Origin of the sequence: Xanthomarina arctica (assembly GCF_014638915.1) — a bacterium.
Classification (GTDB): domain Bacteria; phylum Bacteroidota; class Bacteroidia; order Flavobacteriales; family Flavobacteriaceae; genus Xanthomarina; species Xanthomarina arctica.
Genome location: NZ_BMFQ01000002.1, coordinates 706,300 through 732,021, shown reverse-complemented (window position 1 = coordinate 732,021; position 25,722 = coordinate 706,300). Strand labels below are relative to the sequence as shown.

20 protein-coding genes are annotated in these 25,722 nt (G+C 34.6%); 10 read left to right on the top strand and 10 right to left on the bottom strand.

The window, feature by feature from the left end; all coding sequences use genetic code 11:
- Window positions 1-394 precede the first annotated feature (394 nt).
- Window positions 395-1,264, bottom strand: coding sequence for a TraB/GumN family protein (locus tag IEV77_RS09515; RefSeq protein ID WP_188464161.1), 870 nt, complete (start codon window positions 1,262-1,264; stop codon window positions 395-397).
- Window positions 1,265-1,482: 218 nt separating this feature from the next.
- Between IEV77_RS09515 and IEV77_RS09510 the strand changes: the two genes are divergently transcribed.
- From IEV77_RS09510 to IEV77_RS09495, 4 genes are all read left to right on the top strand, one after another.
- Complete coding sequence (locus tag IEV77_RS09510; protein WP_188464159.1) at window positions 1,483-2,574, top strand: nickel-binding protein; 1,092 nt, start codon at window positions 1,483-1,485, stop codon at window positions 2,572-2,574.
- A gap of 135 nt (window positions 2,575-2,709) precedes the next feature.
- Window positions 2,710-3,237, top strand: a complete 528-nt coding sequence (locus IEV77_RS09505) for a YybH family protein (protein ID WP_188464157.1) — start codon at window positions 2,710-2,712, stop codon at window positions 3,235-3,237.
- 74 nt (window positions 3,238-3,311) lie between these two features.
- A complete protein-coding gene (locus IEV77_RS09500) occupies window positions 3,312-4,697 on the top strand; it encodes an FAD-binding oxidoreductase (RefSeq protein ID WP_188464155.1) in 1,386 nt (461 codons plus the stop codon).
- 203 nt (window positions 4,698-4,900) lie between these two features.
- The gene (locus tag IEV77_RS09495; protein WP_188464153.1) at window positions 4,901-5,482 is read left to right on the top strand and encodes a porin family protein; all 582 of its coding nucleotides are present in this window, start codon (window positions 4,901-4,903) and stop codon (window positions 5,480-5,482) included.
- Between the two features lie 98 nt (window positions 5,483-5,580).
- On the opposite strand, the gene IEV77_RS09490 is transcribed toward IEV77_RS09495, so the two are convergent.
- The 7 genes from IEV77_RS09490 to IEV77_RS09460 all read right to left on the bottom strand — a co-directional run bounded on the left by IEV77_RS09490 (window position 5,581) and on the right by IEV77_RS09460 (window position 11,954).
- Window positions 5,581-6,096 (bottom strand): peroxiredoxin-like family protein, encoded by a 516-nt coding sequence (locus IEV77_RS09490; RefSeq protein WP_188464152.1) that lies wholly within the window; start codon window positions 6,094-6,096, stop codon window positions 5,581-5,583.
- 270 nt (window positions 6,097-6,366) lie between these two features.
- The gene (locus IEV77_RS09485; protein ID WP_188464150.1) at window positions 6,367-7,173 is read right to left on the bottom strand and encodes a type 1 glutamine amidotransferase domain-containing protein; all 807 of its coding nucleotides are present in this window, start codon (window positions 7,171-7,173) and stop codon (window positions 6,367-6,369) included.
- Between the two features lie 8 nt (window positions 7,174-7,181).
- Window positions 7,182-8,342 carry an iron-containing alcohol dehydrogenase gene (locus IEV77_RS09480; RefSeq protein ID WP_188464148.1) on the bottom strand — a complete coding sequence of 387 codons (1,161 nt, stop codon included), beginning with the start codon at window positions 8,340-8,342 and terminating at the stop codon, window positions 7,182-7,184.
- Between the two features lie 22 nt (window positions 8,343-8,364).
- A complete protein-coding gene (locus tag IEV77_RS09475) occupies window positions 8,365-9,360 on the bottom strand; it encodes an NADP-dependent oxidoreductase (protein WP_188464146.1) in 996 nt (331 codons plus the stop codon).
- 13 nt (window positions 9,361-9,373) lie between these two features.
- Window positions 9,374-10,006 (bottom strand): nitroreductase family protein, encoded by a 633-nt coding sequence (locus IEV77_RS09470; RefSeq protein WP_188464144.1) that lies wholly within the window; start codon window positions 10,004-10,006, stop codon window positions 9,374-9,376.
- Between the two features lie 48 nt (window positions 10,007-10,054).
- Entirely contained in the window at window positions 10,055-10,639 is a 585-nt protein-coding gene (locus IEV77_RS09465) for a TetR/AcrR family transcriptional regulator (RefSeq protein ID WP_188464141.1), read from the bottom strand.
- 235 nt (window positions 10,640-10,874) lie between these two features.
- Window positions 10,875-11,954 carry a DUF1295 domain-containing protein gene (locus tag IEV77_RS09460; protein ID WP_188464139.1) on the bottom strand — a complete coding sequence of 360 codons (1,080 nt, stop codon included), beginning with the start codon at window positions 11,952-11,954 and terminating at the stop codon, window positions 10,875-10,877.
- Window positions 11,955-12,218: 264 nt separating this feature from the next.
- On the opposite strand from IEV77_RS09460, the gene IEV77_RS09455 reads away from it, so the two are divergent.
- From IEV77_RS09455 to IEV77_RS09435, 5 genes are all read left to right on the top strand, one after another.
- Window positions 12,219-12,410, top strand: a complete 192-nt coding sequence (locus IEV77_RS09455; RefSeq protein WP_090840989.1) for a cold-shock protein — start codon at window positions 12,219-12,221, stop codon at window positions 12,408-12,410.
- Between the two features lie 139 nt (window positions 12,411-12,549).
- A complete protein-coding gene (locus IEV77_RS09450) occupies window positions 12,550-14,085 on the top strand; it encodes an SDR family NAD(P)-dependent oxidoreductase (protein WP_188464137.1) in 1,536 nt (511 codons plus the stop codon).
- Window positions 14,086-14,326: 241 nt separating this feature from the next.
- On the top strand, window positions 14,327-16,768 hold the full coding sequence (locus IEV77_RS09445; RefSeq protein WP_188464135.1) for a DUF2339 domain-containing protein: 2,442 nt from the start codon (window positions 14,327-14,329) through the stop codon (window positions 16,766-16,768).
- Window positions 16,752-17,999 (top strand): hypothetical protein, encoded by a 1,248-nt coding sequence (locus IEV77_RS09440; RefSeq protein WP_188464133.1) that lies wholly within the window; start codon window positions 16,752-16,754, stop codon window positions 17,997-17,999. Before IEV77_RS09445 ends, IEV77_RS09440 begins: the two co-directional genes overlap by 17 nt.
- Before the next feature lie 128 nt (window positions 18,000-18,127).
- Window positions 18,128-19,432 carry an APC family permease gene (locus IEV77_RS09435; protein WP_188464131.1) on the top strand — a complete coding sequence of 435 codons (1,305 nt, stop codon included), beginning with the start codon at window positions 18,128-18,130 and terminating at the stop codon, window positions 19,430-19,432.
- Window positions 19,433-19,650: 218 nt separating this feature from the next.
- Here IEV77_RS09435 and IEV77_RS09430 read toward each other — a convergent pair whose 3' ends face one another.
- Entirely contained in the window at window positions 19,651-23,496 is a 3,846-nt protein-coding gene (locus IEV77_RS09430; RefSeq protein ID WP_188464129.1) for a T9SS type A sorting domain-containing protein, read from the bottom strand.
- Window positions 23,497-23,846: 350 nt separating this feature from the next.
- On the opposite strand from IEV77_RS09430, the gene IEV77_RS09425 reads away from it, so the two are divergent.
- Window positions 23,847-25,055 carry an acyl-CoA dehydrogenase family protein gene (locus IEV77_RS09425; RefSeq protein WP_188464127.1) on the top strand — a complete coding sequence of 403 codons (1,209 nt, stop codon included), beginning with the start codon at window positions 23,847-23,849 and terminating at the stop codon, window positions 25,053-25,055.
- Window positions 25,056-25,074: 19 nt separating this feature from the next.
- On the opposite strand, the gene IEV77_RS09420 is transcribed toward IEV77_RS09425, so the two are convergent.
- A complete protein-coding gene (locus tag IEV77_RS09420; RefSeq protein ID WP_188464126.1) occupies window positions 25,075-25,719 on the bottom strand; it encodes a thiamine phosphate synthase in 645 nt (214 codons plus the stop codon).
- Window positions 25,720-25,722 lie beyond the last annotated feature (3 nt).

Genomic DNA, 25,722 nt, shown 5'->3' with positions numbered 1-25,722 from the left:
ATTTATAGAAACATAAAAATCAATAGCTAACACATATAGTTCGTGGGGTTTAAAATTAATAATAAAAACCGAAAAAGCTGAAACAAATGCCATAAAATAAATTTAAGATTGTCATACAGTCATTGTAAAATAAGCAATTGAAAAAAAAGGAATGGCTTTTGAAAAGAACATGCGCATAATAACCCCTCGAGATATGCTATTCAGATAATTTGTCTAAGCAACATTTTATATGGTATATGTGACATATAAAATAGTGCATTAATTTTCTATATAGGCAATACCTCTAAAGTTTTAGATTTCATAGACTTTACAAAATGTTTGTATGTGTATGTAAGCTATAATAAGCACCAAATGAAGTTAGTTAATTATTTAAGAAGGTGTTTTTCAGGAATTGTTAATCAACAACTTTTGACTGTATTTTTACAGGTTCAACTATAAACCCCATGTTTTTTAATTGCTGAAGTATGCCACAATCATTTTTTAAATGATAAAAGCCCACAGCTACAAAGCAGTTTTTTTCTTGCATTAATTGAGGGAGTATTTTGAGCCAATTTTCATTTCTCTCTATAATTAAAACATCAATCGAACAAGGTTTCTCAAAGTCGTAATTTAAATCAAAGGCCTTATACTCGTTCACAAGATTACAAGGATTCATATTTGGGTTGTCTGTGGTCATTTGCTTTATAAGGTAACTAAGATTCCTTTTTTCATCTTTCCAACTAGGATATTTATATTGCTTATAGATAAAATTTAATTGCACACTATCCGTTTCTAAACCTAGAACTTCTATTTGTTTTTGTTCGGCAAGTTCTTGTAAATAGCTATCAAAATGAGTCCATTTGTCAATAGGTTTGACGGTTTCGCATATAATATTTTGAAATTCCTGCTGTAATTTCCACCTAACTTCTATGGGTTTTAATTTATAAATATCAACTTCCCAATCTTTACTTATTTCTAAAAGGTTTTTGAAATCTTTTTTATTTAATTTTTTTTCTATTTCGTATGATTTTTCTCTTTGATTAATTAATTCTCGGGTTTCCGCTATTTTAGATACACTTTCGAAAATGGCTAATTCTGATTGGTATAAACTCTCTTGTATTTCGGGAATGGAATCAACAAACGAATTTCCTAACTGATGAAATGTACCAACAACAAAAGAGGTTTTATTATTTATGGTGTCTGTAACTTTCCATAAAATGGTGTTCTGACTGATCCCAATATATGAAATGGTCATAAAAATAAATAGGAGGAGGATGTTTTTCATTTTTTGCTACATGCTACCTTTCAAAGATAGGACATTAGTCCAAAAAATAATAGTACAGGCCTTTCCCTTTGATTGAAAAATCTTTGAGGCTTTTCGGGTTTCGTTGATTAATTAACAATTATTTTCTAAAATAACCCCCAGTGAAATGTCCATAGAAAGCTTATTGAAACTATATATTTAATTAAAAAAATGTACCTTACAGTCTCAAAATCAATACTATGCCATTATTTTTAGATTTACATGAACTTCCTGAAGGTATTACAGCGGCACATGTTGCCGAAATGCATCAAGCAGATTTAGATACTGAACACAAATATAATTGTCGTGGGCTTACCTATTGGTGTGATGAAAAAAGAAAAACAGCATTTTGTTTAATTGATGCTCCAAACAAACAGGCTCTTATTGATTTACATGAGCATGCTCATGGTGCTATTCCTACACGTATTATTGAAGTTAATGACACCATTGTAGAATCTTTTTTGGGACGTATTGAAGATCCTGAAAAATCTAAGAATATTAGCCTAAATATTATCAATGATCCAGCATTTAGAACCATTATGGTAGTTAAAATAAAAAGTAAATCTCTGCGGTCCAAAGATGTTGAAACTTTAAAAACGGCTATTAGAGGATATTCGTATTCCATTAAAGCTATAGTTCCTCAATATCAGGGACGATTAGTTAAGCAAGAAACAAATAGTTTTTTAATGTCTTTTGATACTGTTTCAGATGCCATTCATTGTGGTATAAAAATTCAAGAGTCTTATAATGGCATAATAACACCCGATTTAGAGTTTAAAATAGGTATAAGCGCAGGAATCCCTGTAACCGATAAAGAAGGTATTTTTGAGGATACCATAAAAACTTCAAATTATTTAAGTGATATTGTTAAAGGAAACTTTTCTATAACTTCGGCTATCAAAGATTTGTATGAAGGTGAAAATCAAAATATATCCTTAGAAACCAATAATAGCATTCTTGTTATAAATAACAATGAAGAAGCGTTTATGACACAATTAATGGATTTTACAGAAAGCATTTGGTCACATACCACCACAAATGTTAATGACTTTGAAGAGAATTTAGGCTATAGTAAATCCAAACTCTATAGAACCATGATGCATTTGGTAGGTAAATCGCCTAATGCATTTTTAAGAGACTATCGCTTAAATAAAGCTTTAGATTTGCTTAAAAAACAAGAGGCCACTATTTCTGAAATTGCCTACCAAACTGGTTTTAGTAGCCCAGCTTATTTTTCAAAATGTTTCCATAAAAAGTATGGTGTACTTCCTTCAAATGTAAAGAGTTATTAGTATAACCGATTGTTATACAATAGTTTGTCTCCTAAATTTCTCCCTGGTCTAAAATTACATTTATTTGGTCTAAATGTAGAATAATGAAAAACATTTCTGTTCTACTTTTGATGAAAACCAATTAAATATAAAACAATGAAGACAAAATTATCACTAGGGTATCTGATACTAATTGTAGCAATAAATATGGGATGCAAGCAGCAAGAACCAACAGTAGAAATAGTTAAAGTAGAGGAAATTTCAATTGATTTAATCAATGAACCATTTCCTGAAGCACAACAAGAAGTCTTGGAAACTTTCGGGGCTATTGCTCAAAGTATTAAAGATGGCGATTTAGATAAGCTGATTTCCTTTCATGCTTATAGTCCTAAGTTTACTGAATTCAAGAATGGTCAACCAAGAAATGAAGGAGAAGCCAATGAAACTTACGAAAGATCAGTTTTCGGTTCTGTAACAGAAGTTCTTAAGTTTGATGCCAATGATTTACAAATCGCAGTTTATGGAGATGTTGCGAATCTAACATTTCACTCCGATTTTCAATTAATGTTTGGAAGTGATTTAGTCGTGGTTAATGATCAAATAACTCTGTTGTTCGTGAATACGGAAAATGGTTGGAAATTAGTTCACGAACATCATTCTCCTTTATCAAAAGTAACAGGTTAAAGCCTGTAATGATAGTTTGCAGAGCATCTAATATTATTCTCTAATAAATCCTATTATAAATTCAAAACCTTAAAATGAAAAATACAGTTCAAAACCTCGCTCCTCAAATCATAAAAGCCTTTGCATCGCAATTAAAAGGCAAACTCATTTCACCTTCAGATAAAACCTATAATGAAACTCGTCAGGTTTATAACGCCATGATAGATAAACGTCCTGGTCTCTTTGCTATGTGCGAAAATGCCTCCGATGTCATAGCTTCCGTCAACTTTGGAAGGGACAACAATTTATTAATTGCCATAAGAGGAGGTGGTCATAATGGTGGTGGTTTAGGGCTCTGCAATGGTGGTTTGGTTATCGATTTATCAGGTATAAAATTTGTAGAGGTAGAAACGGCAAAGAACACCGTAAAGGTAGGAGGTGGAAATATTTGGAATGAAGTGGATCAGGCGACTCACGAATTTGGTTTGGCCATTCCATCAGGAATGGTATCTTCAACGGGTGTTGGTGGATTAACGCTTGGTGGTGGTGTTGGATATTTAACTCGGAAATATGGTCTAACCATAGATAATTTATTGGAAGCTGACATGGTTTTAGCTAATGGCGATTTTGTTACAGTGAATAAAAACGAGAATACAGATTTGTTTTGGGCTATCCGTGGAGGTGGGGGAAATTATGGAGTCGTTACTTCCTTTACTTTTCAAGCCCATCCAGTAAAAATGCTTATGGGCGGACCAACCTTATGGCCCATAGAACAGGTGGAACAAGTTATGACTTGGTATGACACTTTTATTCAAGAGGCAACAGAAGATTTAAATGGTTTTATAGCCACTATGGTCATTCCAGAATCTCCCTTTCCAGAGCATTTACACAATAAAAAGTTTTGTGGTATTGTGTGGTGTTATGTAGGAGATCCAGATAAATTCGACGACATTTTTAAACCTGTTTTGGACCAAAAACCTCTTTTTGTACATGTAGGTGAAATGCCTTATCCTGCTTTGCAAACCATGTTTGATGGCTTTTTTCCAAAAGGCATGCAATGGTATTGGAGAGCCGATTTTTTTAACGCCTTAACTCCAGAAATTACCGCACAGCATTTAAAGTTTGGTTCTAATATTCCAACAGTTCTGTCGCAAATGCATTTATATCCAATTAGTGGTGCTGCAAGTCGAGTAGGCCCTACAGATACGCCTTGGGCCTTTAGAGATTCCAAATATGCTGGCGTTTATGTGGGCGTGGATCCAGACCCAGAAAAGGCAAATATTATAACGGATTGGTGTAAAGCATATTACAACGCATTGCATCCTTATGCCGCTGGAGGTGCCTATTCTAATTTTATGATGGACGAAGGACAAGAACGAGTGAAAGCTAGTTACAAACATAACTACGATAGATTGCTTCAAATTAAAAAAGCCTACGACCCTGAAAATTTGTTTCGTGTGAATCAAAATATCAAACCTTAATAATATTTTTGGTGTGTAATGAATTGGAATGCAGATGCTTAATTAGGTACTCGTTTCGTTTAAATTTTGAAATAGACTTAAGACCTATAGGTGTTTTTAGTTTCATTGTTAAAATTGGTTAAAAAGGTTAAAGCTTTTATAATACGAATCCTACATCTAGTAATAATGATTTCTTTTGTTTGAAACAATTAAAACTTAAAACAATGAAAAAACTATTACTTGTCGCTGCAATCGCAGTATTCGGAATTACAAATGTCAAGGCTCAGGAAATTGAGTTTGGTGCTAAAGTAGGTGTTAATCTTTCAGATATTTATGGAGATAATACAGGATTATTTGATCCCATTACCAGCATTTTTAATGTTGGTATTATGGCAGAAATGTCTTTTAGTGAGAAATTTTCTTTTCAACCTGAAATAATGTTTTCGCCACAGGGTACTAGTATTGGAGATGATATTATTTCCCTAGGTTATTTAAACGTGCCATTAATGGCTAAATATTATGTAACTAAAGGATTAAGCATAGAAGCTGGTCCACAAATTGGGTTTTTACTTTATGGAGATAATGAAGGTAGAAATGTAAAAGACGATTTTAATACAGTAGATTTTGGTGTTAACTTTGGTTTGGGTTACAAACTAAATAATGGACTTAATTTTGGAGCCAGATACGATTTGGGATTAACCAACATCAATGGTATTGAGGGATCATCGGATTCGTATAAAAATGGCGTGTTTCAAGTGTCTGTTGGCTACTTCTTTTTTAAGACGAAATCAAAATCAAAACAATAAAATAAATGGGCTTTAGATCTGGATATCAACCTTACTAAAGCCCATATTCTTTTTATAGTAAAGCCAACTAGTATAAATTACTAGTTGGCTTTTTTTATTTAATAAGAAACCTCTCCACGAGAAGGGTAGTCTTTAGATACAATAAAATCAATTGATTTGACAAAGGAACTTAATTCAGGTCGTCCAAAGGGTTGTGAATTTAAAGCAATATAATAAATTTCATTATCTGGGCGAATTAAAAATAAACCAGGTTCAGAAAATAACTGGGGTTCCGCGTCCTTAACTCCTTTAGATAAATATAAATTCCAAGCTTTTGCTTGTTCTTCGGTTAGCTCATAACCTATTGGAATATCGGCAATATCCCAATCCATTTTAGCCTTTCTTGCCTTAGCTTCGGTATCCATGCTTACAGCAATAATGTCAACTCCTAATTCGTTATATTTCGATTTTAAGTTTTGTAATTCTTCAGTATATTTTTTACATACAGGACAATGTATCCCTCTATAAAATACAACCATTGTGAAGTTCTTCGGATTTTGCTTGGCAAGATTCCATGTTTCTCCACCTATAACTTTTAATTGTAATTCTGGTGCTTGTTCTTGTGGTCTAATCATAATATTTATTATTTAATTTAAGGAACCAATTAAACCCACATTCATAGCAAATTAATCATTGAATACAAGGCTGACAGTAAGACAAATCTTAAATATATTGGTCCCAGATTTATTTTTTATAAGTTCTATATTTTAATTAAAAAGGATGTCTTGTAATGATGAAATCTTTAACTCTAAAAAAAGTAGGTACTAAAAAATAATTTAGGTTGATAAGTTTAAAAAAGAAAGGCTGCCTTTTCAGACAGCCTTTTATATTTCAATAACTATTATTTAGTTTAAGCTTTCAAATAATTTGTCGGCAACCAACTTAGAAGAAGCTGGGTTTTGACCCGTAATTAAATTTCCATCTTGAATGGCATAAGGTGCCCATGAATCGCCATTAGAATAAAAAGCACCATGCTCAATTAGCATATCTTCAAGTAATACAGGGACAACTTCTGTTAATCCAACAGCAGTTTCCTCTGCATTTGAAAAGCCAGTGACTTTTTTACCTTTAACCAATCTACTTCCATCAGCATTTTTAACATCTTGTAAAACGGCTGGAGCATGACAAACAAAAGCAATAGGTTTTTTCTGATTGTTAAATTTTTCGATTAAAGCGATAGAATTTTTATCGTTTACTAAGTCCCATAATGGTCCATGACCACCTGGATAGAAAACCGCATCAAAATCGTCTGGATTCATATCTGCTAACACTTTGGTGTTTGCAATTTTCTCTTGTGCTACAGCATCGTTATTATAACGTTCTGTTTCTTCAGTGGCTGCGTCTGGGGAGTCACTACTTGGGTCTATTGGAGCTGCGCCTCCTTTTGGAGTAGCAATAGTAATTTTAGCTCCTTGATCCAAAAGTGTGTAATATGGGCTTGCAAATTCTTCTACCCAAAAGCCTGTTTTTTTTCCTGTATCTCCTAGTTTATCATGAGATGTTAATACAAATAAAATTTTCATGTCTTTTTGTTCTTTTAATGTTGTTTTATCTTCTAAAGCGTTTTCAGAAGCAGTTTCCTTGGTGCCTTCTTTACAACTAGATGCTGTTATAAGGGTGCAAACCAAGGCTAAGGTTTGTAATGTTTTCATAATGAAACTTAATAAGCCATTTTTACTATTTTCTCTACTTTATCTGGCGATAAGGATTGGTGCTCACCTAATCCCATCCAACCACGTTCTGTAAAGCGTTTAGCAATTTTTTCTGCTGTGCCTTCGTAATCTTTGGTATAATCTGATAACTTCGTGTCAATACCTAATTGATGGAAAAAAGCTTCTGTTTTTTCTATAGCGGCATGGGCTTTATCGTCGATGCTTCCTTCGTTTAAATTCCAAACACGTTCGCCGTATTGTGCTAATTTTTCTTTTTTAGCTTCAAAATTAAACTTGTAATGGCTAGGGGCAATCACAGCTAAAGTTCTAGCATGATCAATACCAAACAAGGCGGTAAGCTCATGTCCCATGGCGTGAACAGCCCAATCTGTAGGAACTCCCTTTTGGATTAATCCGTTTAAAGCCATGGTGCAACTCCACATAAAGTTAGAGGCGGCATTATAGTCTGAAGGATCTTTTATTACCGTTGGAGCAATTTCTACTAAGGTTTGTAAGATACCTTCAGCAAAACGATCTTGTAATAAGGCTCCAGATGGGAAAGTCATATATTGCTCTAAAACGTGAGTAAACGCATCTGTTAATCCGTTCGCTAACTGACGTTTTGGAATAGAGGTAATTACCTGAGGATCTAAAATAGAGAACACCGGAAACAATCCTGGTCCTCCCATGGCTAATTTCTCTTTCGTTTCTGCTCTAGTAATAACGGCTCCCGAATTCATTTCAGATCCCGTTGCTGGTAAGGTTAATACCGTTCCAAAAGGCATCCCTTTTTCAGTTCTAATGTTTTTAGTTAAAATATCCCATGGGGTATCGCCTTCATATAAAGCGGCAGCCGATAAAAACTTGGTACCATCAATAACAGAACCTCCACCAACAGCTAATAAATACGTAATGTTTTTGTCTTTAATTACTTTTAAAGCTTGCATTAATACAGCATATTCTGGGTTTGCAGGAATGCCTCCAAACTCTACAACCTCAACTTTGGCTAAAGCTTTTTTTACTTGGTCGTAAATACCATTTTTCTTGATGCTCCCACCACCGTAAAGTAATAAAACTTTGGCGTCTTTAGGGATTTCATTTTCTAATTTTTCTATAGTATCCTTACCAAATATTATTTTAGTAGGGTTTTTAAATTCAAAATTGTTCATCTTCTTTTTCTATTTAAATTCTTTAAATTTTTACAATCATTTTCCCCTTGTTCTTACCTTCAAATAAATCGATAAAAGCTTTAGGGATGTTATCAAAACCTTCTACAACAGTTTCTGTATAAGTTAATTTTTCTTCTGCTAACCATCCTGATAAATGTTTCATGGCTTCTGGAAACTTAGAGGCATAATTAGAAACAATAAACCCTTGCATTAAGGCGCTATTTTTTACTAAGAAGGGTTGTACACTGATACTTTTTGGATGTTCTTTATTATTATAAACCGAAATGGCGCCGCAGATAATAAGTCTTGCAAATTTGTTGATATTGAATAACACAGCATCTGAAATTGGGCCTCCAACATTATCATAATAAATATCAACGCCATTTGGTGCGACTTTAGCTATATCTGCTGCAATATCTGTACTGGTGTTGTAATTGATTCCAGCATCAAAACCGAATTTGCTTTTAAGCATGTCTATTTTTTCATCTGTTCCCGCAATACCAATAACTCTTAGGCCTAAAATTTTCCCTATCTGTCCTACAACAGATCCAACAGCACCAGCAGCGCCAGAAACTACTAATGTTTCTCCTGCTACAGGTTTTCCAATTTGGGTAAGTCCCAAGTATGCTGTTAAACCAGTCATCCCCAAAACACCTAGGTAAGCACTTAATGGCGCTTTAGAGCCATCTACTTTTAAGAGACCTTCGCCTGTAGATACTTGTTTTGTTTTCCAATCTAACATGCCGGAAACAAAATCTCCTACTTGAAAGTTCTCATTTTTAGATTCTATAACTTTGGCAATAACACCAGATTGTATGGGTTTGTTTAGTTCGAAAGAAGGAACGTAGGATTTAGCGGCGCTCATTCTACCTCTTAAATAAGGATCTACGGATACGTAGGTGGTTTCTAAAAGGATTTCTCCTGTGTTAATTTTTAAATCGGTGTCTTCTGTAACAAATTCAAAATCTGAAAGAGAAGGTTTTCCTTCTGGTCTGTTTTTTAATAAAATAGTTTTCATCTTGATGTTGTTTTTAGTTTATAACTGTTACTAAATGATCCATAGGTTTTCTAACCTTTGTAAGATTTACCAACCAATCCTCATCTTCTTTTCTGTAACCAAGAGGCAATAAAACGGCACTACGTAAACCTTTGTCACGTAGTCCTAAAATCTCGTCTACAGCATCTGGATCAAAGCCTTCTAACGGGGTAGCATCTACACCTTCAAAAGCCGCCGCAGCAATGGCTTGAGAAAAAGCGATATATGCTTGTTTCGCCGCATGATTAAAGTTTTCTTCAGCATCTTTTTGAGGATAAGAACTCAATAACATCTGACGGTAATTTTCCCAACCTTCGTTTTTAAAGCCACGAATCTCGTTGGTTAAATCGAACATATAATTAATTCTATCTGCTGTGTAGGTATCCCAAGCCGCAAAAACAAGTAGGTGAGAGCAGTCTGTAATAACAGATTGGTTCCAAGCTACAGGTTTAATTTTCTCTTTTAATTCTTGATTTTTAATAACAAATATTTCGAAAGGTTGTAAGCCACTCGAGGTAGGAGCTAAGCGTGCCGCTTCTAAGATGCGTTCAATTTTATCTTCGGCAACTTTTTCTCCATTCATTGCTTTTGCAGCATATCTCCAGTTTAATTTGTCTAATAATTCCATGTATTTAATTTTTGTAATTGTCGTTTTAAGTTTAATTTATTGTGCTATTTAGTTGCAAACTTTAATACTGCTCCAAGCAGATTGATAGGCTTCTTCTATATGTGTTTTGTCTAGTTGAAAATCTCCTCTTTTTTGAATAATCATTAAGAAAGAGAGCGGATTTATAGAATAAGCATACAAGATATAATCTGAAATGGGTTTGATAATCCCTTCTGTTTTACCACGTGCCCAAAGTTCCACTAAGGGTTGAAGATGTTTAATGCCTTCTAATCGGCTAGGTTCATCTATCATAGGCGTATTGTCACATTGAGCTAAAAACATCGCGTTTTCACATTCTTTAAGTTTAAAATCTGCAATACGATGCCATATTAATTTAAAACCATCTTCCACAGACATCGTATCCTTATATGTTGCAAAAGCATAGTCTGTATATTCTGCTTTTACCTCAATATAAGTTTGATTTACTAAATCTTGTTTATTTTCAAAATACAAATAGATAGTTGCAGGTGATACGTTCGCCATTTTAGCAATCTTACTCATAGGTGTTGCATGAAAGCCATTATTATTTACCAACTCAATTGTTGCTTTAATAAGGGCATTTCGTTTATCTATACTTTTTTGAAGCTTAGCCATTTTGTTTTTATTATGAGGCAAAGATATGTAAAAATGAACGTTCATTCTTTTTTTTAACAAAGATTTAATGAAGCTAATAATTTAAATATTTAATTCATGTTGACATACGGAACTAAAAGGGTTAGGCAAAAGGTATTTAAACTGATAAGCAATTTGAGAAATCATTTTGTATTAGGATAGATTAAAAACCGAACCCATTTCTCCCATAATATAAGTATGTATAGTAAATAGCCTTTTAATATAAATATGGAATAATCCGATACTTGACCTTGTTTATATAGACCTGCCACAAATTACCATATTTTGAAGCACATCTTTTATCATCGTCAATTTGTCTTGGTAATAATAAGGCTATATAATATATTGGATAAAGCCAGACCCAAAATACTTCAGGGTGACCAACACTCAATGCAATTCCAGTACCCATAAGAATTTCACCTAGATAATTAATATGACGACTTAGTCCCCAAAAACCATTCACTAATAAGGTCTTTTTGCCATCTGTAATGGTTTCTGGTTTTATACCCAGAAATGCCCGATTGGGTTGGGTCTTAAAAAAGTATTTTTGCATATTGGCACCACGAGCCAAACTCCAACCCATTAGAAAGATAAGCGCATAACATATCAGCAACCAGATAGGGGTATGTGGATTTTGTAAATTTACTGTAGACCAGATAGCTATTAAATAAAAATAGGGGTAGAAGGCCAAACAGCCCCAGCCTAATTTAATTCCTACCCGTTCAGCAAAAAAATCATAGGTATAAAGATGTACTTTTTCAAAACTCAAATAGTCTAAAACAAAATATGTTAGCATGGCAGCACAAAGCATTAATCCAGGAGCAATACTTCCAAAGGTATTATAATGATGGGCTAAAAAACTGAGTACATGTAATTCTAGCATAACAGCTCCAATTAGATACAGCCACATTTTAGCATCTATTGTTCCTTTTTTAAATTGAGGATTCTCTAGACGCCCTAAAAAGACATCAGACAAAACAGATTTTCCAGTTGAGGGAAAAGGTAAAACAATCCATAAGGAAAAAAGCAGGCCAAAAACAAAAGCTCCGGCTAGACTAGCCCATCTAATTTCATAAAGCCAATCGAATGCCACGTAGTCAAAATATCCTAAGACAAACCAGATAAGGACGCTAGTAATTAATACCAATCTGCCATTTAATCGGTACTTTAATAAATCGCCTGTTTCGGAGTGTCGCACATATCCTGTCACCCAACGTCCAGGGAGGAAATAATGTAATAAGGTAATAATAGCATAGATAATCCATGGTGTAAAAAAACCTAGTATGTAAATGTTCATGAGACGTTGGTTGTATTCAAAAGTTTAAAGGATGCTATCATAGCTTTATAATTTCAGATGGCCTTAGTCCGCATCCAGACTTAAAGTTTCATATCTTTTTGAGATTATGAAACTAATTAATTTTTATATGAAATCGGACTTGGCGATGTACTAATTTTTAAAAGCACACCATAACTTAATGATTATAATAAGATTATAACTGTATTTTACATTTGTGGCACCATCTTTGCAATCTAACAAGTATTAATAATAAATTATATTACAATGAGTAAAGGAACAGTAAAATTTTTCAACGACGCTAAAGGTTTTGGATTCATCACCGAAGAGGGAGTTGATAAAGATCATTTTGTACACATTTCTGGATTAATCGATGAGATTAGAGAAGGAGATGAAGTTGAATTCGACTTACAAGAAGGAAACAAAGGATTAAACGCAGTAAACGTAAAAGTTATCTAGTATATATCTAAATATTTTCAGAAAGAGCCCATCTATTAGATGGGCTCTTTTAGTATACAATAGTTTGCTCTCTCAAAAGGTTGTTTATCTTTACCCAATATTTTTAAATACCTAAATAGATTATAAGTAAGTTGTTGTTATGAGTGAAAACGTCAGTAATCCAGATATAGAAGCTTGTATCGCTACCTTAAAGAGTCTACTGGAAGACACCAATCAACTTTTTGAATTACCAGAAGACCAAAGAGTTGCGCTTTTTAAAGCGGCAGGTGAATTAACCAGACCCAACAGGGATGAGTTTCAACGCAGAAAAAAGGATGCTAAAAAAGCAACGAAGCGTAAAATGATTGCTAAGGATAAGCATGCCAGAAAAACAACAGGCATTCGTTCTGCACGTGAAGCCGCATTATTTGTAGCGCCAAAGTTATTGGCATCGGCTTCAATTCCAGAAGACACTCTAGAATTAGAATCTCCAAGAAACTGTTATGTCTGCAAAACAGTCTTTACAAAATTGCATCATTTTTATGATACCATGTGTACCGAATGTGGCGATCTAAACTATGCGAAACGTTTTCAAACTACAGATTTAAAAGATCAAGTAGCTGTTATTACAGGTTCTAGATTAAAAATAGGCTATCATATTACCTTAATGTTATTACGTTCTGGTGCTACTGTTGTGGCAACCACACGTTTTCCGGCTGATTCTGCCATTAGGTTTTCTAAAGAAGACGATTATAAGGAATGGAGTCACCGGTTACATATTCATGGCTTGGATTTACGACACATTCCAAGTGTAGAGATTTTTTGTAATTATATAGAACAAAAGTACGATCGCTTAGATATTTTAATAAATAACGCCGCACAAACGGTACGAAGACCATCAGGTTTTTATTTTCATTTAATGGAAAATGAAAAACTCCCTATCAACCAATTACCTATACTAGCACAAACCTTACTTAAGGATCACGAAAGTTGTTTAGAAGAACTTTCCAGTCTAAGTGTTAGCGCTTCAAAAACGAGTAAGAATAACGTGTTACCAGTTACATGGCACGGACCAGAACCAGGAATTGGTTTACGTAATTCAGCAGAATTGTCTCAAATTCCTTACAGTTTTGATAATTCTCTGCAAACAGCCGAAGTCTTTCCGGAAGGCAAATTAGATGCCGATTTACAACAAGTAGATTTAAGAAAAACCAATAGCTGGCGTTTAAAACTAGGTGAAATTGAAACTACTGAAATGGTTGAGGTTCAATTAGTAAATGCAGTAGCGCCTTTTGTACTATGTAATCGTTTGTCTAATTTAATGATGAAAGAAAATACAGGTAAGAAGCATATTATAAATGTATCTGCCATGGAAGGCAAGTTTCATAGATTTAAAAAACAAGACAGACATCCGCATACCAATATGGCCAAAGCAGCCTTAAACATGCTAACACATACCTCGGCGGCAACCTTTGCCAAATCGGGGATTTATATGAATGCTGTTGATACTGGTTGGGTTACAGATGAAGATCCTGCAGCCTTATCTAAGAAAAAAGTTGAAGTTCACGATTTTCAGCCACCATTAGATATCGTTGATGGCGCGGCCAGAGTCATGGATCCGCTAATAGATGGTATAAATACAGGAAAACATTGGTCCGGTAAGTTTTTGAAGGATTATTTTCCTATCGATTGGTAGGCATGAATGATCATTGCAGAAACGAGAGAATCTAACTTGAGAAGTTATTATTTCATTATTAAAAATGAAATAAATTTAGAAATTATATATGCTCTAATTCTACTCAAATCCTAAACAAACGAGTTTGAGGATTAATAAAATTAAGTATAATAACATTTTCATTTTAGCCGTAACCAATGCGTTTATAATAAAATCCCATTATCTTAGTCTAAATTATACCTAGCTAACCCCAAAGAAACCTATGGAATATGTCCTTTCAATTGTTGTTATTGTATTATTAATCTTTCAGAATAAAAAATATAGTAGAGACAACCTGAGTCTAAAAGAAGACCTCAATACGCTAAATAACAAATTAAATAGTCTTTTAACCCAGCGTAAAGAGGGTATAAAAACTAAAGAAAATGAACCTGTAAAAGATGATTTAATAAAACCGGTTGAACCTATTCCTGAAATTTTGGTTAAATCGGAACCTATTATAGTAACACCACCTATTCCAGAGCTTACCAAGCAAGTAGAAGCTAAAGAAGCAGAGGTACTAGCGGCTTCCGCAAAGGCTGTTATGACTGCGGCACCTGCTAAAAAAGTCATTGAAGAACCAACTCTTAGTTTCTGGGAACGATTTAAACAAAGAAACCCCGATCTTGAGAAATTTGTTGGGGAAAACCTAATCAACAAAATTGGTATTCTTATTTTGGTTTTAGGAATCAGTTATTTTGTGAAATTTGCCATAGACAAGGATTGGATTAATGAACCTGCTCGTGTGGGAATTGGTATTCTAGCTGGGAGTTTGGTATTATTTATCGCCCATAAACTTCGTGTAAAATATGCGCCATTCAGTTCTGTTCTAGTTGCTGGAGCCATCGCAATCTTTTATTTCACCATTGCCATAGCTTTTCATGAATATCAATTATTTGGACAAGAGGTCGCTTTTGCCATTATGGTGTTAATAACGGCTTTCAGCTGTTTAATTTCTCTATCTTATAATAGAATGGAACTCGCCATATTATCCCTAATTGGTGGTTTTTTAGTGCCTTTTATGATAAGCACTGGAAGCGGAAACTATTTGGTGTTGTTTACCTATATCGCCATTTTAGATATTGGTATTTTAACGCTAGCTTATTTTAAAAAGTGGCATTTGGTGCACATTCTCGCCTTTGTATTTACAACCCTTTTATTTTCTGGTTGGGTGCTTACAGAAATGAACGCTGAGAATCCACATTACTTGGGGGCTTTAATTTTTGGGTTTGTTTTTTACCTCATTTTTATTATTACAAATATCATTAACAATCTACGAACAAAAGATAGCTTCTCCAAGATACAACTGGTCATGCTAACTGTTAATAATTTTGTTTTTTATGGGATTGGTATGTTGGTGTTATCTCATTATAAACCTGAGTTTTCAGGACTTTTTACAACGCTTTTAGCCTTGTTGAATTTGGGTTATGCCTTGTTATTGTACAAGAAATTTGGCTTAGACAAAATAGCCATATATTTATTAATAGGTTTAACATTAACCTTTATAACCTTAGCTATTCCTGTACAATTTTCAGGGAATAATATTACTATGTTCTGGGCTGTTGAAGCTGTTTTATTAATGTGGCTAGCTCAAAAATCTCAAATAAAAAGTTATCGTTTTGCGTCCGTTATCGTGCAAATTTTAATGTTAGGAAGTTTGATAATGGATTGGCCTAATTATATTAGTATTTATGAAAATTTGAGAATTATTGGCAATCCTATTTTTATTGGTGGTGCTTTTGTTGTGGCTTCCTTTGTGGTTGTTGGATACTTATTGCGTAATGAAACAGAAAAACTAACTAAGTTTGGTTTGACCTTCAACCCGACATTCTATAGAAAGATATGTCACATTATGGCTATAACTACAGGTTATTTTGTAGGCCTTTTTGAAGTATCATATCAGTCCATAACCTATTTTTCAATTAATGACTTTTTGGCTATTATCGTGCTGTATCATTTATTGTTCACAGCAGTTTTCTGCTTTGTTTTATTTAGAAACAGGACTTCAGGAAATGATAAAACAATTAATATTCTTGCCGTTTTAAACATCGTAGCTTTTACATTCTTATTTGTAGCAATTCCTTTTTCTGAACATCGCGAAAATATTATAAGGAATGAAGATAATCATCTCGCATACTATCTTCATATGGTATCTCTAGTCATACTGGTATATTTTTGGTATTTGATTGTTAAAAGTAACAAATCACAAAAGGTATTTTTAGCCTTTAATAATAAATTAGCCTTATGGTTTGCTGTTTTTATTTTGGTGGTTTTAACGAGTACCGAAGTTATTTTACAAGGCTTGCATATCATGACTTTCACCATTGAACCAGGACAGTTTGATTTGGCTTACGAAATGATCTCTTCCGCTAGATATAAAATAATAAAAACAGGACTACCGGTATTATGGGGAATCTTGGCCTTTATATTATTATTGATAGGGATTAAAAAACAAATAAAACAATTACGAATTATTGCTTTAACCTTGCTGGGGCTAACCATTGTAAAATTATTTGCATACGACATTAGTAATGTATCTGAAACAGGAAAGATTATTGCGTTTATCTTATTAGGCGTGCTTATTTTAATTATTTCATTTGTATATCAAAAGATTAAAGTTTTAGTAATAGACGAAGACAAAACACCTAAGAATGATAAAATTGATTAAGCTTTTTGCAATGCTTTTGGGGAGTGTCACTTTTGCCCAGACATCCTTAGTTACCGGAACAATAGATCCCGTACAAGAAGATGGGTTATATCGTATTCAAATGCCACAGGAGATGCGTTCTTATGCGACATCCGATTTGCGTGACATTAGAATATGGGCTGATAAAGGCAAACAAGTACCTTATTTTATTCAACCTACTACTGATTATATAAACACCAGAGTTTCAGACTTCAAGGAATTTTCAATTGTTTCAAGTACAAGAATCGCAGATTCAAGTGCTACTTATATTTTTAAAAATCCTTATGACACTCTGGAAAAAGCCGTGTTTTTAATTGCAAATTACCAAGGCAATAAAAGCTATAAATTAGAAGGTAGCAACAATCAAAAACAATGGTTTGGGATTGTGAATAGTGGGCAGTTAAACCAGTTAAGTCACTCAACAGAAACGAGTGTTTATAAGAGCATTCATTTTCCATTGTGTAGGTATCAGTACCTCAAAGTTGTATTTGATGATAGAAAGTCTTTACCAATAAATCTCTTGAAAATAGGGATGGCAACTACAGAATCTGTAGCGGTAGTGCCAATCATTAAGGAACAAATTCCAGTAAAAAGTATCGAATTTTTAGAGAAGGATAAAAGGACCCAAATTCATATTCGTTTTAATAGGCCACAGCTTATTGATCAAATTAGAATGCAGATAACTTCTCCAGAACTATATAGCCGGAATGCCAGTTTTTATACCATAAAAGAGCGTGAAGTAAAACGTAGTATGGAATCTTATAGACAAAACGTAGCATCTTTTTCAATTCGCTCAGACAAAGACTTGGTTTTCAACGTTCCAAGAAGTATAGAAAAAGAGGTTTATTTGGAAATAGACAATAAAGACAATCCCAAACTGCAAATTAAGAAGCTTCAATTCTTGCAAGAAGCCGTTTATTTAGTAGCCTCCTTAAAGAGCTTAGAAACTTATAAAGTAACTGCAGGTAATGACACCTTGACTTTTCCCGACTATGATATATTTGATGTCACCAATACCACGAAAAGCATATTGCCTATTGCTAAAATAAGCTCTGTAGTTTATGAACAAGAAGCTGAAACAACCAAGGAGAGTTCCTCAATCTGGCAACAACCCTGGTTTATGTGGTGTTGTATTGGGATTGCAAGTCTTATGATTTTGTATGTGGCATTCAACCTCTTGAAAGATTTGAATAAGAATAAAATCGATTCATAATAACTCTCTTTTTAATAACAAGACATCTAATATAGCTACTTTTTTAGGTATGGTTATAACCCTAAACAATATCAGGCACAAGCGTACTTATTAAATGTATATATTTACCAAAAACGATTCAATTATAAATGGCAAAGACAAGTGAAAGCAAAAAAGGACTAGGAACTTTTTCTACCTTGTCTATTGGTATTGGTGGTATGGTTGGTGGTGGTATATTTGCTGTTACTGGGTTATCCATTGAAATTGCCAGAGGAAGCGCACCTATTGCATTTGGAATTGCGGGAATTGTAGCTTTACTAACGGGCTATTCTTATTTAAAATTGACACTAAAATACCCAGGAGAAGGAGGTACCGTATCCTTCCTAAATAAAGGCTTTGGAACAGGAACTTTTACTGGAGGCTTAAACATTCTACTTTTATTCAGTTATGTGGTTTTAGTTTCGGTTTATGCCTATGCTTTTGGAGGCTACGGCTCGAGTTTTTTCCCAGAAGCCGATCAGGAGTTTTGGCGTTATACGCTAACCACAGGAATTATAGTCTTACTTTTATTTGTAAATGCTTTTGGTGGTAAATTAGTGATTCGTTCGGAAAACCTATTCAATGCTCTAAAGATGATTATCCTATTGGGGTTTATCATTTTTGGTTTAACCATGGATGCCGATTGGACGCGTATTGAACCAGAGAACTACGTTTCGCCTTTAGGTATGATATCTGGAGCGATGCTTATTTTTTTAAATTATGAAGGTTTCGAATTAATAGCAAACGCTTCAGGAGAAGTAGCCAATCGGAAGAAAACATTACCCATAGCTTATATTGGTGGCATTCTAATAGCTATGATATTCTATTTATTGATTGTATCCGTTGTTATTGGGCATCTTAATTTTAATGAAATAGCATTAAATAGTGTCAATTCATTATCTGTAGCGGCAGAGAAAATGTTGGGTAAAAAGGGGTTTATTGCTATAGCCATTGCAGCCTTATTGGCTACAAGTTCAGCTATTAATGCTACTTTTTATAGTACCGGGAGTCTCACCAATACAATAGCCCAAAGTGGTGAACTACCAAGTAAAATGGAAGCTACATTTCGAGGGCAACATCTGGTTGGAACCATTTTTACAGCTGGATTGGCGATAATTGTGGCCAATTTTATTCCCTTAGAAGCCATAGCAACCATGGGAAGCGCCGGGTTTTTACTGATTTTTATGATGGTTAATATTGCTAATGTTCGTTTGGCAAAGGAAACTGGGAGTTTGAAATGGCTTTCTGGCTTGGCGGCAATAATGACTGCTTTTGCTTTAATAATACTTTGTATTAAAGTAGATGAAAACCCAGCAACAAAAGATCATTTATGGATTTTAGCTGGTATGATTGTTCTATCCTTTGTTATTGAAAAAGTCTATAGAACTAAAGTAAAAAAAGTAGGTAGCAGATAAACAAGTTCCATATATTTCTTGATACAGATGTTTTAATACAATACCAAGCTATCAATCTAATTCATTCACAAGATTTAAACAAGCAATAAAAAGAAGTCTCATAGAACTGAGATGCATTTTAATTCAGTTTCTACTATAAGCAATTTGCTAAAAGACTTTAATATAAAAAGCCAGTTTGAAGGATTTCAAACTGGCTTTTTTAAGGAAAGAAAAATATTTTATTTCTTGATAATCTTCATCGTCAAGTTTAATTCTGAAATATGTAATACATAAACTCCAGCAGAAAGATGAGACAAATTAGAAATGGTAGTTGTGCCATTCGAAACCTGTGCTTTTTCGCTGTAAACAGTTGCTCCTAATAAGTTTACTATTTTAATAGTAGCTGGAACAGAAGTCGTTAAATTTAGAGACATATTAATTTCATTAGTAAATGGCATTGGATACAGTTTCATACTTAAATCTGAAAAACTGTTACTTTCGACACTTAAAGTCTGACCTTGATTCCCAGGGGAACCAATAGCTGACTCACCAGCATCATTTCCAGCAGTTGCTGCCGGCAAATAAGGAGTTTCGTTAACAATACTAAAACCAGCTTTTTCTACATCGTAAGATTGACCAGGGTTTGAAGCTGTATCAGGATAAGCTTCAGCATCAACAATAGTACCTACAGTTAATGGCTCTCCAATCCATAGAGTAACCATATCTCCACCACCAGATAAACCAGCACCAGCATATGTTCCTACTTGTACTCCAGAAAGATTATAAACACCTCCCCAAACAGCGATAAAGTTATCGTTAGTTCCGGCATCAACAGCTATAACAGATTCTCCAGGTTGAATAGATGTAATTCCCTCAATTAAAACAGCGGAAGCAGGATCTTGAGAATCATCATCGAAATAAAGTCCACCAACCGCAGGTGTCCATGCCATTGGACCATTATTCGTAATTTCAAACCAATCGGCAGTTAGGTTACTTCCATCACCATTTCCAGGCCATATTTCAGTAATGTTTAAAATTGGACCAACAAGTTTGTTGTAAGCATTAGGAGTGTTTAAAGCTTCACCTTCTATAGGTGTTCCAGTAAAACCTACAAGACCTTCACCATCATAATCATTTCTTACCCAGTCTGAAGTAGCATCCGTATCTAAACCATTAGGAATACGAGATGCACCACCAACTTGAAACGTATCACCATCATAACCAGGAGCTAAATCTAAAGCATAAACAAAATCATCGACACCACCATCAGAGCTAGCAATACCATCAACAATGCTTGTCCAATAAGTTGTGTCAATATTACCATCATCTAATGTATCGATATCATCTCCAAGGATACCAGTATATCCATCGACAAGTAATAAGGTGATACTCCCATTTTCTATATCGTTAGAAAAGAAAGGAGTTGTCCAGAATCCATTTTCATTTGAAGTTCCTAAAGTAAAAGAAGCGTCAATTAAGCCTGTGTTTCCACTATCTCCTTCAATTACAAGAATTGTATAATTTGAATAATCTGTAAATGGATCTCCAAGAATTTCTACAAACTCTGCAGAATCTGCTCCAGAATGGTCTGCAACAAACTCATTAATTACAGGGGTTTTAATTATAGGAGTAGCAACAGTTCCAAGAGTTACAATGTCTGTTCTGAATTTTTTCCACTCGGCACGTAGATCTTTATTTTCAACGCCGTTGTTGTAAATAGTGGTTGCACCTAAATCTACTAATAGTTTTACGGTATCTGAATCTCCATCAGTTCCTAAGAAACTAGAGTTTGGTAGCGAAACTAAACCTTCAAAAGAACCATGAGTATTTAAAGCAGTTAAATTTGCATTTCTAAGTTCTGGAGTATCGTTGGCATCACCTGTCCAAGTGTATAATTTAAAATCTGGTTTGGTACCAAAAGGACCACCAATTAAAATACACCCTTCGGCATTACATTCCATAGCACGTAAACTTCTTCCTTTTAAATCGAGTAGGATAGGAGCTCCAAACGTTGCAGAACCTGCAGGCATGCCTGGTAAGTTTGTAAAGTTTGTTACCGTTATAATAATAGCTTGATTTTCTGATGTGGAGCTACGTAAACCTAAGTAAGCAGTTGTTGTACTGTTTGGCGCTAAAGCCAAGGCTTCTACTTCTAAGAGAGAATTGAAATTAAAATAGTTTGCCCCTAAACCGTGACCGTTATTCACATCCCAAGCCACGATATCATCATGAAGGTTATTATATCTATCTCCATAAGTTAACATGGAATTAGCTCCTGAGCCAGAAATTGTAGTTGTAAAAATAACCGATCTGTCTGTTTCTGATGTTGAACCATTCCAGTAAATCGTGTTTCCTAATCTGAAAGAGCCTTCTAAATCTGCTTCTTCTGTAGAACCTAAATCTGCATTAAAGTTTATTGCATTTACTGGTAGGCCAGATTGTAAACCATCATATAATCTAATGGTTTGGTCTTCGTCGTCTGCAACCCAAACATACTGGTCTTCAATTTCAATTCCTGTAGAACCATCTGATGCTCCAGTATAAAAACGACTTGTACTTGGCACAACAGATGCTTCAGATGCTGCATAATTAATAGTATAGGTAGATGTATTCATATCGGTATCTTCAACCGTAACAGTTATGGTTGTAAACCCGAAAGCAATAGGTGTGATGTTTAATAAGCGATCTCTGTTTGTTCCAGTTAATATTAAATTGGCATTAGGCACTACAGATTCTTCACTACTAGATACTGTAACTACTAAATTAGCTACAGGAGTTTCAACATCCATAATATCAAAAGGAATTCCATAGATACTTGCAGGATCTGTTGGATCATTTAAAACAGCACTAGCATATCCAGCATTGGCTTCAGGCAGACTTAAAAAGGGTGTTAAATTAGCAGTATCTACTAAAATGGTTAAGGTAGATGGAGCTAAAGGTCCTTGGTTTCCTGGAGAAGCAATAGCTGCTTGTCCTTCATCATTTAAGGTACTATAAGTAGCTCCTGCATTGCTTACATTCATTAAAGTACTAAAGGCTACTAATTCTACATCGTAAGATTGTCCGCCATTATTTTCTGTGTCAGGATAGGTTTCGAAATCCACAATATCAGCCACAGTTGGGCCACCTAGAAACAAGGTAACACCGTCGCCACCGCCACCTAAGCCAGAACCATCTGTATAACCAATTTCTATTCCAGTTAAGTCGTAATCGATAGACCAAACAGTTGTAAATTCAATGACATCAATCGCTTCGCCAATAACAACGATAACACGTTCTCCTGGTTGAATATCTGTAATACCATTAATAAGATCGGCAGTAGATGGATCTTGAGAATCATCATCATAAAATAAATCGGCATCTACACCAGAAACCCAAGCAGCAGTACCAGTGTTTCTAATTTCAAACCAATCTGAAGTTAGATTAGATCCTGGATCATTTCCTGACCAGATTTCTGTTATCTGTAAATCGGCAATTGTTGCTAAAGGACCCTGATTCCCTGGAGAAGCAATAGCTACTTGCCCTTCATCATTTAAAGTACTATTGGTAGCACCTGCATTACTTGTATTCATTAAAGTACTAAATGCTGCTAATTCGACATCGTAAGATTGTCCGCCATTAGAATCTGCATCTGGATAGGTTTCAAAATCAACAATGTCTGCTACGGTTGGACCACCTAAAAATAAGGTAACACCATCGCCACCGCCACCTAAACCAGAACCATCTGTATAACCAATTTCTATCCCCGTTAAATTATAGTCTAAGGACCAAACAGCCGTAAACTCTGTTACGTCGATAGCTTCTCCAATGACAATAATAACACGTTCACCAGGTTGGATATCTGTAATACCATTAATAAGATCGGCAGTTGATGGATCTTGAGAATCATCATCATAAAACAAATCGGCATCTACTCCAGAAACCCAAGCAGTAGATCCATTATTTGTAATTTCAAACCAGTCTGACGTTAGGTTAGAACCAGGTTCGTTACCTGGCCAGATTTCCGTGACTTGTAGAGACACTTGCGCAAAGGCAAAAAGGTTAGTAAGTAAAAGGGCACTTAAAATTGTAAGTTTTTTACACATAATTTAGTTTTTAGTTTAAGGGTGCAATTTACTTCTCGAAGTTTACCTCTGTAAAAACTAAAGATTATGATACGGTTACGAAAGTACTTTTATAAGTTAATTTATTGGTTGACCTAAATTAAAAAAATATAAAGTAGCTGAGAAAAATGTTTAACAGGTTCGAAACGGGATTGATAGTTAGTTGATAGGTGGCTTAGAGCTTAAAATCATAGATAAATCATGAGAGGTTTAATTGCATTAAAAGGTCTTAATCAAATAATTAAAAAAACTCATTGGATTTATCTACCTTAGAGGAAGCTACAAGAAGCAACGAAATATATTAGAGTTCACACTTTTTAATATCAGGTTATATGTTACAGAATGTTTTATTAGCACGCGAAATATACGCATCAGAAGAACATAAAATGGTGCAGGAAATGATTCAAGATTTCATTAAGAATGAGATTCTGGATCAGACCGACGAATGGGAGAAAAATGGTATGGTTAGCCGTGACATATGGGAACGAGCTGGAGCATTAGGATTGCTTTGTATGGATATGCCTGAGGAATATGGAGGTGGAGGTTTGGATTTTAGTTTTAATGCCTTACTTATTGAGGAAATGGGAAAAGAAGGCGTTAATGGGCCTGGGTTTTCTTTACATTCCGATATTGTAGCGCCTTATCTTTTAAAATATGGCACCGAAGCTCAAAAGAAAAAGTATCTTCCTTTAATGGCTAGCGGAAAAATAATTACATCTATTGGAATGACGGAACCTAACTGTGGGAGCGACCTTAAAGCTATTAAAACCAATGCCGTAGATAAAGGTGATCATTATTTGGTAAATGGACAGAAAACCTTTATTACCAATGGATTTATGAGTGACATGTCTATAGTTGCAGTAAAAACCAATACAGGTACAGAGAAAGAAGGCGTGTCTTTATTACTCATGGAGAGTGCTTATGAAGGTTTCGAAAAGGGCGTTCCTTTTAAGAAAATAGGTATGAAAGCTCAGGATACTTGTGAGTTGTTTTTTGATAATGTGAAAGTACCAAAACAGAATTTACTAGGAGTAGAAGGCATGGGTTTCAAAATTATGATGACCGAATTAGCTAGAGAGCGTTTAACAGTAGGGCTTAATGCTATTGGTGGCGCAGAAGGTGCTATAGAAAAAACCATTGCCTATACGTCTACAAGAAGGGCTTTTAAGCAACCCATTGCTGGTTTTCAGAATACGCAATTTAAACTAGCCGAATGTGCTACGCAATTACAATTGCATCAAGCATTTTTAGATCGCTGTACGCTTTTGTTAGCAGAGCATAAATTAACTGCTGAAAGCGCTTCCATGGCTAAATATGCCGCTACCGAGATGCATGGAAAAGTGGTAGATGAATGCCTGCAGTTATTTGGAGGTTATGGCTATATGTGGGATTATCCCATTGCCAGAATGTATGCAGATAATAGAGTAGCCAGGATTTATGCTGGCACCAATGAGATTATGAAAATATTGATTGCTCGTGGTTTGTTTAAAGAGTTATTTCAACAAATAAGAGCCGCCAAAACTAACAATAAACCTTCTTAAACTATCCATTTAAAATAGGCTATTCAAAAGTATGACGTTGCTCTTCTGTAGAAGATGCTTTTAATAATTGGTTGAATGTTTTTATAGAGTCAAAGTTTTGGGTAATGGCTTCAGAAACTGCAACTCCTGAAATTCCTGTTTGTAAAATGTCTGTAATATCTTCTGTGGTAATGCCCCCAAAGCCAATAATTGGGATAGGTGTTTTTAAAATATCTGTGATTGCAGTATAACCTTTTAGTCCTAAAACAGGACCTAAATCAACCTTCGTTGATGTTTCTCTAAAAGGTCCTAGAGTAATATAATCGATTTCTTCATCCAATAAGTTTTCACAGTCGGCTAAAGTATTCGCAGTTCCCCCAATACTTTGCCAAGGGTATAAATGTTTTCTAACTACAGTAGGAGCGACGTCCGTTTTTTCTAGGTGGACCCCATCTGCTTTAATCTCTTTTGCTATTTTGTAATGCCCACTAATTATTAATCTGGTTTGAAAATGTTCGGTGATTTTTATAGCTTCCTTGGCTACTTTTAAAACTTTGTTTTCTGAAGCATTTTCCATACGTAACTCCACAAGTTCAGCACCAGAAGTACAGGCTTTCTGAATATTTTCTAGTAACTCTTTTTTAGTTTCACCTTGAGCTATATAATGTAATTTCGGGATAATCATGTC

What these genes read in the sequence shown, in the direction of transcription:
- IEV77_RS09505 (WP_188464157.1), top strand. Translation starts at nt 2,710, where the DNA reads ATGAAGACAAAATTATCACTAGGGTATCTGATACTAATTGTAGCAATA.
- IEV77_RS09440 (WP_188464133.1), top strand. Translation starts at nt 16,752, where the DNA reads ATGATAAAATTGATTAAGCTTTTTGCAATGCTTTTGGGGAGTGTCACT.
- IEV77_RS09475 (WP_188464146.1), bottom strand. Translation starts at nt 9,360, where the DNA reads ATGAAAACTATTTTATTAAAAAACAGACCAGAAGGAAAACCTTCTCTT.
- IEV77_RS09435 (WP_188464131.1), top strand. Translation starts at nt 18,128, where the DNA reads ATGGCAAAGACAAGTGAAAGCAAAAAAGGACTAGGAACTTTTTCTACC.
- IEV77_RS09425 (WP_188464127.1), top strand. Translation starts at nt 23,847, where the DNA reads ATGTTACAGAATGTTTTATTAGCACGCGAAATATACGCATCAGAAGAA.
- IEV77_RS09500 (WP_188464155.1), top strand. Translation starts at nt 3,312, where the DNA reads ATGAAAAATACAGTTCAAAACCTCGCTCCTCAAATCATAAAAGCCTTT.
- IEV77_RS09485 (WP_188464150.1), bottom strand. Translation starts at nt 7,173, where the DNA reads ATGAAAACATTACAAACCTTAGCCTTGGTTTGCACCCTTATAACAGCA.
- IEV77_RS09465 (WP_188464141.1), bottom strand. Translation starts at nt 10,639, where the DNA reads ATGGCTAAGCTTCAAAAAAGTATAGATAAACGAAATGCCCTTATTAAA.
- IEV77_RS09515 (WP_188464161.1), bottom strand. Translation starts at nt 1,264, where the DNA reads ATGAAAAACATCCTCCTCCTATTTATTTTTATGACCATTTCATATATT.
- IEV77_RS09490 (WP_188464152.1), bottom strand. Translation starts at nt 6,096, where the DNA reads ATGATTAGACCACAAGAACAAGCACCAGAATTACAATTAAAAGTTATA.
- IEV77_RS09480 (WP_188464148.1), bottom strand. Translation starts at nt 8,342, where the DNA reads ATGAACAATTTTGAATTTAAAAACCCTACTAAAATAATATTTGGTAAG.
- IEV77_RS09430 (WP_188464129.1), bottom strand. Translation starts at nt 23,496, where the DNA reads ATGTGTAAAAAACTTACAATTTTAAGTGCCCTTTTACTTACTAACCTT.
- IEV77_RS09420 (WP_188464126.1), bottom strand. Translation starts at nt 25,719, where the DNA reads ATGATTATCCCGAAATTACATTATATAGCTCAAGGTGAAACTAAAAAA.
- IEV77_RS09510 (WP_188464159.1), top strand. Translation starts at nt 1,483, where the DNA reads ATGCCATTATTTTTAGATTTACATGAACTTCCTGAAGGTATTACAGCG.
- IEV77_RS09445 (WP_188464135.1), top strand. Translation starts at nt 14,327, where the DNA reads ATGGAATATGTCCTTTCAATTGTTGTTATTGTATTATTAATCTTTCAG.
- IEV77_RS09455 (WP_090840989.1), top strand. Translation starts at nt 12,219, where the DNA reads ATGAGTAAAGGAACAGTAAAATTTTTCAACGACGCTAAAGGTTTTGGA.
- IEV77_RS09460 (WP_188464139.1), bottom strand. Translation starts at nt 11,954, where the DNA reads ATGAACATTTACATACTAGGTTTTTTTACACCATGGATTATCTATGCT.
- IEV77_RS09495 (WP_188464153.1), top strand. Translation starts at nt 4,901, where the DNA reads ATGAAAAAACTATTACTTGTCGCTGCAATCGCAGTATTCGGAATTACA.
- IEV77_RS09470 (WP_188464144.1), bottom strand. Translation starts at nt 10,006, where the DNA reads ATGGAATTATTAGACAAATTAAACTGGAGATATGCTGCAAAAGCAATG.
- IEV77_RS09450 (WP_188464137.1), top strand. Translation starts at nt 12,550, where the DNA reads ATGAGTGAAAACGTCAGTAATCCAGATATAGAAGCTTGTATCGCTACC.